Origin of the sequence: Klebsiella sp. BIGb0407 (assembly GCF_024807845.1) — a bacterium.
GTDB lineage: Bacteria > Pseudomonadota > Gammaproteobacteria > Enterobacterales > Enterobacteriaceae > JGM124.
In genome coordinates, this window is sequence record NZ_JANUEQ010000001.1 from 256,738 (window position 1) to 269,463 (window position 12,726).

The window sequence follows — 12,726 nt, forward strand, 5'->3', positions numbered from 1 at the left end:
CCTTATCGGGCAGAGAAAAGAGAATTGGGTGACCTGAGGCGGTCACCCTGATTTGGTTATTTGCCCATCTTCACTTCGTTAACCCATTTGTCGATCAGGGCTTTACGCGTATCGGATGCGCCATACTTGTCCATGTCGTAGTTGATAAGCTTCAGGTCATCAAGCTTCAGAGACAGTGGTGAGCTTTCAGCGGTGGTATTGGTCAGGATCTGGTAGGATTTACCTTTCTTCCATGAAAGCTCTTGTGCTTCTTTTGACAATGCCCAGTCCACGAACAACTTGGCATTGTCGACGTTACGAGCGCCTTTCAGAATACTGACACCACCCACTTCATAACCGGTGCCTTCGCATGGGGAAATCAGTTCAATCGGAGCGCCTTGCTCTTTTTCCAGCGAATAGTCGTGCAGGAAGCCGATACCAATCGCCGTTTCACCACGTGCGGTGTTACGGGCCGGGGCTACGCCTGACTTGGTGTATTGGGAGATGTTTTTATTCAGCTGTTTCAGGTAATCAAAGGACTGATCGTCACCCCATAACTGGGCAAAGGTTGCCAGAGCGGTATACGCGGTGCCAGAACTTTGTGGATCGGCTATCTGAATCTCACCTTTGTACATCGGGTCAGTCAAATCTTTCCAGCATTTTGGTACTGGCAGATTTTTCTCTTTCAAGCGTTCTGTGTTAACCCCAAAACCTAAAATGCCGACATAGACCGCAGAGGAGTAGTTCCCTTTACGTTTAGCCGGGTCCTGGAATTGCGGCATGATTTCAACCAGATTGGCAGACTTATACGGCATCAGTAAGTCCATTTCACCGGCTTGTGATTGTGGGTCCAGCGTACCGCCATACCAGACATCGGCCTGCGGGTTTTTCTTCTCAGCATCGACTTTCGCGAGAGTACTGCCTGAACCATTGCGAATAAATGAGGTTTTAACATCATATTTTTCGCCGAAAGCTTTAGTTTCGGTCTCACACATTTCGTTAGTGGCGCTACAGTAAACCACCAGACGACCTTTCGCTTGTGCGGCACCAGACAGGGTTGCGAGGGCAACACCCGCGGCGATAAGGGTAGACAGAGCAGTCAGTTTCATCGTTATTATCCTGAGTTATATTAATTATCCTGAGGTAAGGTATTACCCGTCATACTTCAAGTTGCTTGGGTGTTGCTCGAGTGAGTCTTGCCGAATCACATAGTTTATCTATGCTCATCGGCGAGCCTCACTCGGCGCCTACAAGCCACTCGAATTATTTAGGGTATTTGCCGTTTCCGTGGCATTGTGACTCCGGTCCTGCCAGCTGAGCCCCGCGATTAACAGGGGCATCAGCAAAAATCCAATCAACGCTGCGGCAATGGTGAGCAGTACAAACATGCCGGACCAGCCATAATCAGTAATCACTTGTGAGAGTGGCCAGCCTGCCAGCGCTGCGCCCAAATAGGCGAACAGTCCTAAGAAACCGGTCACCGTTCCCGCCGCTTGTTTATGGCTGCACTCGACCGCTGCCAGCCCAATCAACATTTGCGGGCCAAAAACAAAAAAACCGGTGGTGAAAAAACACATTGCCAGTAAGGCGTAATGATGAACTGGCGATAACCATAACGCTGCGACAGAAACAAACAGTCCAAGCGCAAATAACAAAATCATCGGTGCACGCTGGCCACGGAACAGTAAATCTGAACCCCAGCCAGCAAATAACGCCCCGCATAAGCCCCCGAGCTCAAACAGCATCACCGTCGCATTCGCGCTAAGCAGGTTGACGCCGTGGCTCTCGGCTAACCAGATATTGCCCCAGTCATTGAGGGCGATACGAATCAGGTAAACCAGGACATAACTCACCGCCAGTAGCCAAATCATGCGATTTTTCAGGATGGTTCTGGAAAACATTTCCCAGAGCAGCATCACGGGGCTTTGCTGTAACTGGCGGATCTCCAGCGGATCCTGGCGCCAGTAACCTACCGCCGGTAAACCTTGTTCTTCCGGGGTGCCACGTAATCGTCTGCACAACCATAATCCAATCACAATACCGATAACGCCGGGGACTAAGAGAGCCGCCTGCCAGCCATACCACAACGCCATTAAGGCTGATAGTAACGGCACCGCTGCTCCCCCCAGGTTGATGGAGGTATTCCAGCATCCCCACCAGAAACCGCGCTCATTTCTGGAGTACCAGTGTGTTAAAATCCGCGCACAAGGTGGCCAGCCAAAACCCTGGAAAAAGCCATTCAGGGTCCAGATAATGACCAAGGTTGTTAAGCTGCCGCCAAAAGCGAACAAAATATTCAGTATCCCGGTCGCCAGCAGGCCCACGCCCATAAACCAGTTCTCGCCCCGTCTGTCATGCCAGATCCCGGCGGCAAATTTTGACACGCCATACGAGAGATAAAACAAGGTACCCAGTAACCCGATATCTCCCTTGTCCAGCCCAAGATCGGTTTGCATCGCGGGCAAGACAAAATTAAAACTTTTACGCGTCAGATAGAAAGCGGCGTATCCGACAATCATCGACAGCAATAAACGGGGTCGCCAGTACTGGTATTCGCGGCTTATGTCATTGTTAGCGAGCATGGCGCCTCCGGTGTAAAGCGACTATAGAAACAAATATCGGAAAGAGGATGAGACCAGGTTGTAGTCGACTAAGACTTATTCCTGGATTAGCCTGACTTTGTTAAAAAAGTGCGGGCAAGTTAACAATTATGCGCGTGCCATTTCGGCTTTCGAGCTGAAAAGTTCCACCCAGTGCCTGGATGCGTTCGCTCATGCCTTGTAAACCAAAACCAGGGCGGTGCTCAGCAGGTAAGCCCACTCCATCGTCATTAACCTCGAGGCAGACTGCGTTATTCCGGTGGGAAAGGGTTATCTCAATCCGGTGTGCACTGGCGTGTTTACTGATGTTATTCAGTAATTCCTGCAGTAGACGATAGAGGGTAAATACTACGGTCTCACTGGCCGGCTGTCCTGGCAGGGCATAGTGAAACCGACAGTCAATGCCCTGTTCTTCAAAAGCAAACTCTTGCACCAGATGATAGAGCGCTTTTTCTAACGACATCTCATCCAGAACCGGAGGACGCAGTTGACGTAATAACTGACGGGTTGAGTGATGAATACGCTGGGCCAGCTGATCTATTTGCTCGGCGGCCAGTCTGGCCGGGGGAGAGTCTTGCGTGCGTTTAATTAACATCGACTGGATTTGAATCGCGGTAATATTCTGGCCGATTTCATCGTGCAGCTCCCGCGCCAGGCTTTTGCGGGCACCTTCTTCAGCATGCACAAGTTGCTCCATCAGGCTACGTCGGGCATGTAACTCTTGCTCCAGCCGCTGGCGATAGCGCAGCATATTATTCGCCAGATGCTGCTGGCGGCTAATGGCGATCCCTAAGCCAATACCTAGCAAGGCTTGGGTAGAGAGAAACAACTCCATTTCCAGCAGATTACTAAAACCGCCGCTGATCTGGCGCGCGATGGTGATCATCATGCTGCCCAGCAGGGCCGCCAGTACGCCACCCTGCCAGCCAAATTTATACGCCATCACCACATTGGGCAGAAACACCACTATCAATAACAGGCGGGCTATTTCAGGTGAAAAAACCAGTTGAGTACCGGTGCCTATAATAAAAAACAGGCTGCACCAGATTAACAGCGAAGTCCGTAGCGGCGGATTAGGGGTCTCCAGAGCCAGTAAATCTTCCAGTCGTTGCTGGCGCAGATACTCATAAATTAAATAGACAAAAGGCGTCAGCAGAATACCGCCAGTAAAGGCGGCCAGCAGAATAAGCGTGGCCGGGCTTTGCAGAAAAGGCGCCAGAATCAAAGTGTGTAGCAGGGCGTCCGCAGTGACAGCTGCCATTAACAAAGATAGTCGCTGCCAGTAGAGGGTAAATCGAGGCCAGAAATGCCGCACGCCAATCACAGTGACCAGACTGATAAACGGCGAGATCAACATCAGGGACTCGCTCATCAGTTGCTGTTGTAACAACCAGCCAGTCAGGAGTAACTCGGGCAGAATCAACGCGGGCCAGAAACGGCGACTGAGCAGGATTAGCATTGCCAGGTGCACGCCCTGAGGCAGTAACAAGGCGGCCTGCTGGCCGTTATGGGTCAGGTAAAAGCTGATAGTCCAGAGGGCAAACCAGCCCAGCCCCCAGGCCATAAAGATAAACAGCGACATCAGAATATGTCGCAACTCCCGGCGCATTACTGGCCTGCCAGTAATTTATTTTCCAGGGCAAAATGCACTAAATCAACGGTGGTTTCGCATTGCAGTTTGCCGAGAATATTCGCCCGATGCACATGGACAGTTTTATGGCTTAACTGCAATAAATCCGCGATATGCCTGACACTTTCCCCTTTGACCAGCAGATTAAAAATTTCGCATTCGCGCGGCGTTAAGCTTACAAGCGCTTTAGAGGGTTGTCCGGCATGGCGCAGCGCTCTCAGGGCATCGGTACATAAATAATTTCCCCCCAAGCCGACAGTACGTACTGCCTGGACCAGTTCCTCAGGGCCACAGCGTTTAGTGAGATAGCCACAGGCTCCGGCATCAAGCGCGCTTTGCACAAAGGCGGTGGTGTCATAAATACTGAGAATAATGGCGCGAAACTTGGGGTTATGCTGGCGCAGACGTTTGAGCAGACTCAGGCCGCTTTCATCCGGCATGGCGACATCCAGCACCGTAACATCCGGGACTGATTTGGTCAGCGCCGTCCAGGCTGGAGCCGCAGCGCTGTACTGACCCACAACTTCAATATCAGGTTCCAGATTTAGCAGTTGAGCAAAACCAGAACGGACCACAACGTGGTCATCAACCAGGGCAACAGCAATCATAAGATGTCATTTAGCAAAACAAGGTATCGCTATGATGCGGGTGAAAGAATTTATGGCAATGATATTATGACAAATATGTTACGAGGGTAACAAAATGTTATCAGACTGCCACAGTTGCACATCTGCACCGACGATACCCTTTTTACCTGGCCAGTTGTGCCCGCTCTCCGGAGCGATTCAGAGTTTAGACCTTGCGGTTTTGGGCCCGCTGCTGGAATAGATGAAAAACAGCGCGATCCCCAGACAGATGATAGCGGCGAGACGGCTCAGCGAAAATGGAATCGACGCATTGCCCAGCCAGCCGAAGTTGTCGATTAACATGCTCATTGTCAACTGACCAAAGATCACGGCGACAGTGGCGATTGCCGCACCGATACGCTGTACCGCCAGTACCATGATAATGATGTAGGGTACGCCAAACATGGCACCAAGCAGCTGCCATTTAGGTACGTCCATCAGGGTCAGTGCATGTTCAGGTTCAAAAAAGAAAATCAGCAGCCCTGTAACCAGCGCACCAATAGAAAACGTCAGGAACGCACTTTTAAATACGCCGACTTTACTGCCCAGTTGCCCGTTAATTGCAGCCTGGATACTCAACATGGCACCGCCAACAACGGCGAGAAGAATCATGAAAATTGTCATAACGTTACCTTATCCCTGTGCAACCATCACCAGCGCTGCAATGATGAATATCAGCGCGATAATACGTTTTTTATCGATGGGTCTGTGCGGTGTACCGAGCAGGCCGAAGTGGTCAATAATCAGGCTTTTGAATACCTGACCGGCCAGAATACCGATCATAGTCATGGCGATGCCGATAGCGGGTGTTGTTACCGTCAGGATGATGACATAAATCGGCCCCAGCAGGCCACCCAGAAGCTGCCAGGGGGGCTGAGCAAAGAAAGACGGGCTGTTACGAGGGCTGAAAAATAACATCAGCAGAAAGGTCAGTGCGGCGCCTACACCAAATACACTGAAAGTGGCCCATAAGTCACCGACCTCACCACCTAATGGCCCGAGCAATCCTGCCTCTATGGACAGTCCCATTCCTCCGGCAATTACGATTAAAATCAGTATTAGTTGCATATCAATAATCAGTTTCCAGTTGTTCAGGCGGAAAAGATTACTTGTTGTGGTGAAGAAGAAAAATGCCATAATCAGGTAAACACCTGTGCAGGATATGCATCAATGAGTGAGCCCGGGAACATCAGCATTCGCTCTCTGCTGATTTTTATAGATGTTTATGAAACGCAAAACTTCTCTGTCGTGGCGCGCAGGGAAGGGATTTCCGCGTCTCAGGTCTCTCGCGTCATCCAGCAGATTGAGGATGCGCTAGGGCAGCAGCTTTTTTACCGTAATACACGTGCCATTATCCCGACGGAAAACGGTCATCTCTTTATCCGTTATGCGAGGACTATGACAGAAAGCCTGGAGGAGGCGCGGCGTGAGCTAAATGAGAGGACGCTTGAGCCCACTGGGATGGTACGCATTAACGCGCCTGTATTTTTCGGACAGAGGCATGTAGCGCCCGGACTACCGGGCCTGGCTGAGAAGTATCCGAAACTGAGCATTGAACTTACACTGACCGATGATTACATCGATCCGCATCGGGATCCGGCTGACGTAATTTTTCGTATAGGTACGCTGACGGACTCTTCTTTTCACGCCCGGGTTTTTGGTCAGCAGTTTTACCATCTTGCTGCCTCACCGGCGTATATAAGCCGGTATGGTGCCCCCGAATCGCCTGAAGATCTGGTCCGGCATAAATGTCTGGTCTACCGTGGATCTTCCGGGCCCAACCGCTGGTTGCTGCGACAATTCGGAGGGGAATGGGTGCACTATCAAGTTTCACCCCTGATGTCTTCTAATAATGCAGAAACGCTGCTTGTTGCCGCGATCGGTGGAATGGGGATCGTATTATTCCCTGACTGGCTAATTGGGGAAAGGCTGAAAAGCGGGGAGCTTGTTGGACTGCTGCCAGAGCTGGATATGTCCATTAAAACTGAGCCACAGCACATTGCGGCCATCTATCCAAACGCTCGCCATCCTCCGCTGAATGTCAGAGCCATTATCGATTATTATCTTGATGCGTTCGGCTCACCACTTTACTGGCAGTCAAAGATCGATACTCAACCTTAAGACCGTGAAAACGAGCTCCAGCATTGATATCCAGTCAGACATTGCCTGAATACAACGCCTGGCGTCACCCAGGCGTTGCGGCACTTAACAGAAGAAGATTACTCGGTTGTTTTTTCCGCTTTTCCTGCCATATTCGCCAGGAAGTCATAGCGTTTTTGTAAATCAGTTGCCGCTTCTTTCCATAACTGTTTTGCCACTTCCGGCTGCTGATTATTCAGGCGGCGGAAACGCTGCTCGTTCATCAGTGTTTCAGCTAATGCATCTGACGGTGGACGGGAGTCCAGCGCCAGCGGCAGTTTACCTTCATCAGCCCGACGCGGGTCGAAGCGATATAGCGGCCAGAAACCAGTGGCTGTCAGCTGGCGCATCTGGTCATGACTCAGGGCCAGGTCGTAACCATGCTCTTCGCAAGGGCTGTAGGCAATAATCAGTGACGGCCCAGGGTAGGCTTCCGCTTCCTGAATCGCTTTAATCGTCTGGTTAAGCTGTGCCCCCAGCGAAATTTGCGCCACATAGACATGACCGTACATCATCATGCTGACGCCCAAATCCTTACGCGCCTTACGTTTACCGTGCTCACCAAATTTAGTGACCGCGCCAAGAGGCGTAGCTTTTGAGGCCTGGCCTCCGGTGTTGGAATAGCACTGGGTATCGAGCACCAGAATATTGACGTTTTCGGTCAGACTCAGCACGTGATCAAGCCCGCCAAAGCCAATATCATAGGCCCAGCCATCGCCGCCAATCAGCCAGATAGACTTATCCACCAGGGCATCGGCATCGGTCACTAACTGACGGGCATCGGCCTCGTCAACGGCTGCAAGCTGCTGACGCAAGGCAACCACCTGGAGGCGACGTTGCTCAGGGGTGGCATCAGCATGCAGCTCCTGATAGAGCTCCGGCGTCAGATTATCGGCAAATTTTTCCAGCAGACGCATGACGCGCGCCCGATGCTGATCGACAGTTAAGCGGAAACCTAAACCAAACTCGGCGTTATCTTCGAACAGCGAGTTGGCCCAGGCCGGGCCGCGACCGTTGGTATCCGTGGTATACGGCGTGGAGGGCAGGTTACCGCCATAGATAGAGGAACAGCCGGTGGCATTGGCTATCAGCATCCGATCACCGTATAACTGGGTGAGGATTTTGATATAAGGGGTTTCGCCGCAACCGGAACAGGCACCCGAGTATTCAAATAACGGCGTAATCAATTGTGAGGTCCGGATATCAATACGCTCAATCTGGCTGCGGTCTATCTCTGGCAGATTCAGGAAGAAGTCATAATGCTCTTTTTCCTCTTCCAGATGTTCAAGTCTGTCCAGCATATTGATGGCTTTAATTTCCGGGTTCTGGCGGTCTTTAGCCGGGCAGACTTCGACGCATAAATTACAGCCAGTACAGTCTTCTGGTGCGACTTGCAAAACGTATTTCTGACCGCGCATATCCCGCGCTTTAACATCGAGGGCTTGCAGGCTCTCTGGTGCATTTTCCATGGCATCAGGCTGAACGACTTTGGCCCGAATAGCGGCATGCGGACAGGCGGCAACGCAGTGGTTACATTGGGTACAGAGGTCAGCTTTCCAGACCGGGATCGCTTCGGCAATATTACGTTTTTCCCAGCGGGTTGTGCCAACCGGCCAGGTGCCGTCTGGCGGCAGGGCTGAAACCGGCAGGGCATCACCGAGACCTGCCAGCATAGCGGCAGTCACGGTTTTCACAAAGTCTGGCGCACTGTCGGAAACGATAGGCGGGCGCATGGCGCTGTCAGGGTCGACAGGCTGCAGTTCAACGGCAAACAGCGACTGTCGGGCAAGCGCCAGGGCCTGCCAGTTACGGTTGACTAACTCCTCGCCCTTACTGCTGTAGCTGCGGGCAATGGCGTTTTGTAGCTCGGTGAGTGCCGAATCGCCAGGAAGAATCGCGGTGAGGTGGAAAAAGCCCATCTGCATGACGGTGTTAATGCGTGCGCCCAACTGGCAGTCACGGGCAATCTTCGCGGCGTTGATAACATAGAAACGCGCTTGTTTCTGATTCAGTACCGCCTGCACATCCTGGGGTAAACGGTGCCAGACCTCTTCGGCACTGTAAGGGGTATTTAACAGGAAAATACCGCCAGGCTTCAGACGTTCGGCCATCAGATATTTATCTACGAATTGCAGCTGGTGGCAGCCAACAAAATCCGCCTGCTCAATTAAGTAGGTCGAATTGATTGGCCGCTCACTGACGCGCAGATGGGATACAGTCAGGCCACCGGCTTTTTTCGAGTCATAGACAAAATAACCCTGGGTATACCAGTTCGTCGCATTGCCGATGATTTTAATATTATTTTTGGTGGCAGAAACACTGCCATCGCTTCCCAGTCCATAGAACAGGGCTTCCAGTTTGGCATGATTCGGCAGGGTGTTGACCGGAAGGGGTAGTGACAGATGCGTCACATCATCGTAAATACCAACGGTAAAGCGTGGGCGCGGTTTAGCTTCGCGTAGTTCATTAAATACCGCCAGCACACATTCCGGGCCAAACTCTTTAGAAGATAACCCGTAGCGGCCGCCAATAACCCGTGGCAGGGTGGCACGACCGCCGCGACTAAAGGATTCCGCCAGCGAAGTCATCACATCCAGATATAAAGGTTCGGCATGAGCGCCTGGCTCTTTGGTACGATCGAGGACGGCGATTTGACTGACGCTGTCGGGTAACACAGACAGTAAATGCTCTGCGCTGAACGGACGGAAAAGACGGACTTTCAGCACGCCGACTTTTTCCCCGCGGGTTAGCAGCTCATCGATCACTTCTTCGCAGGTGCCAATCGCAGAACCCATAACGATAATCACGCGTTCGGCCTGCGGATGACCATAATACTCGAAAGGCTGATACTGGCGACCGGTTGCGGCGGCAAAATCGTTCATTGCCTGCTCAACATGGGCATAGGTCGCGTTATACCATGGGTTGGTGGCCTCGCGAGACTGGAAGTAGGTATCCGGATTCGCCGAAGTACCCCGAATCACCGGATGGTCGGGATTTAACGCCCGGCTGCGATGCTCATCAATCTCTTTCTGCGGCATCAGGCTGAGCAGGGTATCATCTGCCAGGGGGACGATTTTATTGATTTCGTGCGAGGTGCGGAAACCATCAAAAAAATGAATAAACGGCACGCGACTTTTTAGCGTTGCAATATGGGAGATCAGGGCGAAATCTTGCGCTTCCTGAACGCTGCTGGCGCATAACATGGCGCAGCCAGTCTGGCGTATTGCCATCACATCAGAGTGATCGCCGAAGATGGATAAGGCATGCGTTGCGACAGTACGGGCAGCAACGTGCAGCACAAAAGGCGTGAGTTGCCCGGCCAGCTTATACAGCGTCGGGATCATCAGCAGTAAGCCCTGCGATGAGGTAAAGGAGGTCGACAGCGCGCCTGTCTGTAATGCGCCATGGACCGCCGCAATCGCCCCGGCTTCAGACTGCATTTCTACCACACGCGGCACATCACCCCAGATATTCTTCCGCCCGTCTCCTGACCAGGCGTCAGCTTGCTCCGCCATCGTGGAGCTCGGCGTGATGGGATAGATGGCGATAACCTCACTGGTACGAAACGCCACGGAGGCTGCTGCACCATTACCGTCGATAGTTTGCATAAAAAAGCCCTTACATTGCAAAAAAGTAAAGTGGCCCGTTCGGCCATTATTTCTCTAATAGTCTTGTTATTTTAGTCAAATATAAAAAAGACATTTTCGCTTTTGTGTCTTAGGCACAAATTATATCAGGGCATTAGGACAATATTTTTGATTCAGGATGGGATCAAAAACAGATAAGTGGCCAGATTTATCTCTTTTTCATCTCGACGTTGCGCAATCCATAGTTCATGATGGCAAAGTTTTGCACTTCACTGGAGAAAATCATGCGCTCGCTTTTATTGGTCGGTTTTGCCGCACTCTTTTTATCTGCATGCAGTAGTGAACCCCCTCAGCAGGCAACAGCGGCACATGTGCAGCCTGGTCTGCGGGCAGCAATGTCAAATCAAGGGCAGGCGAATTGTGCGATGGTGGGAGGGGCGCTTAGCGTGGCTCATCAGCTGGACGGCAGTGCCGTTGGTATGTGTGCGATGCCAAACGGCAAGCGATGCAGTGAAGATGCGCTTGCCGCCGGGACCTGCGGAAGTTACTGAGGTTTTGCCAGCGTATAAGTCAGAGTGTGCTGGTCATTTTTCAGCGTTAACTGCTGACCGTTAAGGCTCACCTGTGCGCCGTTGCTCAGCATTTGCCCGAACTGATTATCCAGCTCGTTCAGTTGCTGCTCGCCGCACATCATGCGGGTCATCGCTAAACCTTCAGCTTTAAGCTGGTCGCCACTCAGGGTGGCCTGGCCAAAGAAACGGTTACACATGGAACCGGATATCTGCAGTTTTTCACCAAAACTCAGTTCCGGCACGTTGGTGCTTTCCCCGGCGACGAATGGCGTACCGTTGACACTTTGCAGCACGAAACGATGATTTTCTAAATCTTGTGCTGAAAGTGATTTTTGCGCTGATGGCTGGGCGCAACCGGCCAGTGCCAGCGTCGTCAGTATCAATAAGGCCGTTCTTTTCATAACTTCTCCCTCATTTGCAGGTCATCAACGGGCACACTTTGCCCGTTGATGATTTAATACTCCTGATATCTACAGGAGCCTGTGACTAGCTTAGTTGATTTGCGCACGTCTCGCCGCTATCAAGCTGGCGTAAATTCTCAAGTGTAGTCTGGGCAATACTGGTGAGCGCCTCAGCGGTTAAAAACGCCTGATGTCCGGTAAAGAGTACGTTATGACATGCGGACAGGCGACGGAATACATCATCCTGAATCACGTCATTTGACTTATCTTCAAAGAACAAATCACGTTCGTTTTCGTAAACATCCATACCCAGAGCACCGATTTTTTGGTGTTTCAGAGCGTCAATGGCTGCCTGGGAGTCAATTAACCCGCCGCGGCTGGTGTTGATAATCATCACACCGTTTTTCATTTGGGCAAATGCAGAGCTATTGATCAAATGGTAATTCTCTGGCGTCAGCGGGCAGTGCAGAGAAATAATATCGGATTGTTCAAACAATGTGCTCAGCGACACATATTCGACACCCAGATCCAGCGCGGCCTGGCTTGGATAGGGATCAAATGCCAGCAGGCGTAAGCCAAATCCTTTGAGAATACGCAGGGCAGCGATACCAATTTTACCGGTACCAATCACGCCTGCTGTCTTACCGTACATAGTAAAACCAGTAAGGCCTTCAAGTGAGAAGTTAGCATCACGAGTACGCTGGTAAGCACGGTGGATACGACGGTTAAGGCACATCATCATGCCGATAGCATGCTCGGCCACCGCTTCCGGAGAATAGGCCGGGACGCGAACAACCGGCATATCGAGTTCTTTTGCCGCTTCAAGATCGATGTTATTGAACCCGGCGCAGCGCAGGGCAATAAACTTAACCCCTTCACTTTTAAGCTCTTCAAGCACGGCACGATTACCGATATCATTTACAAACAGACAGACCCCATCGTAGCCTTTGGCCGTCTTTGCCGTTTTTTCAGTCAGAAGGAAGTCAAAAAATTCAACATCAAAGCCATATTCGAGATTAACTTGCTCAAAATACTTCCTGTCATACTGTTTTGTGCTGTAAATAGCGAGTTTCATAACTGTGCTCTCCGGGAAGGTATCGCTTAAAATTATCATGCTTAAATTCAGCATACAAATCAGGATAGTGAATCATTGCCTGTCAGGACGTTTTTCTTATGTTATGCGCGTTAAACT

The 12,726-nt window shown here is 51.2% G+C and carries 11 protein-coding genes; 2 read left to right on the top strand and 9 right to left on the bottom strand.

From position 1 onward, the window contains the following. Nucleotides 1-56 precede the first annotated feature (56 nt). The 6 genes from M2387_RS01240 to M2387_RS01265 form a co-directional block, all read right to left on the bottom strand. Nucleotides 57-1,088, bottom strand: a complete 1,032-nt coding sequence (locus M2387_RS01240) for an ABC transporter substrate-binding protein (RefSeq protein WP_259046672.1) — start codon at nt 1,086-1,088, stop codon at nt 57-59. A gap of 138 nt (nt 1,089-1,226) precedes the next feature. Then, nucleotides 1,227-2,561 carry an MFS transporter family glucose-6-phosphate receptor UhpC gene (gene uhpC / locus M2387_RS01245; RefSeq protein WP_259046673.1) on the bottom strand — a complete coding sequence of 445 codons (1,335 nt, stop codon included), beginning with the start codon at nt 2,559-2,561 and terminating at the stop codon, nt 1,227-1,229. A gap of 100 nt (nt 2,562-2,661) precedes the next feature. Then, complete coding sequence (locus M2387_RS01250; protein WP_259046674.1) at nt 2,662-4,188, bottom strand: MASE1 domain-containing sensor histidine kinase; 1,527 nt, start codon at nt 4,186-4,188, stop codon at nt 2,662-2,664. Further along, entirely contained in the window at nt 4,188-4,817 is a 630-nt protein-coding gene (locus M2387_RS01255) for a response regulator transcription factor (protein WP_259046675.1), read from the bottom strand. The genes M2387_RS01250 and M2387_RS01255 overlap by 1 nt, the downstream gene beginning before the upstream one ends. Before the next feature lie 177 nt (nt 4,818-4,994). Further along, nucleotides 4,995-5,459 carry a DMT family transporter gene (locus tag M2387_RS01260; RefSeq protein WP_259046676.1) on the bottom strand — a complete coding sequence of 155 codons (465 nt, stop codon included), beginning with the start codon at nt 5,457-5,459 and terminating at the stop codon, nt 4,995-4,997. A 9-nt stretch (nt 5,460-5,468) separates the two neighbouring features. Further along, nucleotides 5,469-5,903 (bottom strand): DMT family transporter, encoded by a 435-nt coding sequence (locus M2387_RS01265; protein WP_259048216.1) that lies wholly within the window; start codon nt 5,901-5,903, stop codon nt 5,469-5,471. A 102-nt stretch (nt 5,904-6,005) separates the two neighbouring features. Between M2387_RS01265 and M2387_RS01270 the strand changes: the two genes are divergently transcribed. Then, the gene (locus M2387_RS01270) at nt 6,006-6,956 is read left to right on the top strand and encodes a LysR family transcriptional regulator (RefSeq protein WP_259046677.1); all 951 of its coding nucleotides are present in this window, start codon (nt 6,006-6,008) and stop codon (nt 6,954-6,956) included. 98 nt (nt 6,957-7,054) lie between these two features. Here M2387_RS01270 and nifJ read toward each other — a convergent pair whose 3' ends face one another. Beyond that, on the bottom strand, nt 7,055-10,582 hold the full coding sequence (gene nifJ / locus M2387_RS01275) for a pyruvate:ferredoxin (flavodoxin) oxidoreductase (protein WP_259046678.1): 3,528 nt from the start codon (nt 10,580-10,582) through the stop codon (nt 7,055-7,057). A gap of 263 nt (nt 10,583-10,845) precedes the next feature. Here nifJ and M2387_RS01280 point away from each other — a divergent pair, with 263 nt between their 5' ends. Further along, nucleotides 10,846-11,112 (top strand): putative hemolysin, encoded by a 267-nt coding sequence (locus tag M2387_RS01280; RefSeq protein ID WP_259046679.1) that lies wholly within the window; start codon nt 10,846-10,848, stop codon nt 11,110-11,112. Here the strand turns inward: M2387_RS01280 and hslJ are convergent. After that, complete coding sequence (hslJ, locus tag M2387_RS01285) at nt 11,106-11,534, bottom strand: heat shock protein HslJ (RefSeq protein ID WP_259046680.1); 429 nt, start codon at nt 11,532-11,534, stop codon at nt 11,106-11,108. The genes M2387_RS01280 and hslJ overlap by 7 nt on opposite strands. A gap of 85 nt (nt 11,535-11,619) precedes the next feature. After that, the gene (locus M2387_RS01290; protein ID WP_259046681.1) at nt 11,620-12,609 is read right to left on the bottom strand and encodes a 2-hydroxyacid dehydrogenase; all 990 of its coding nucleotides are present in this window, start codon (nt 12,607-12,609) and stop codon (nt 11,620-11,622) included. Nucleotides 12,610-12,726: the final 117 nt, after the last annotated feature.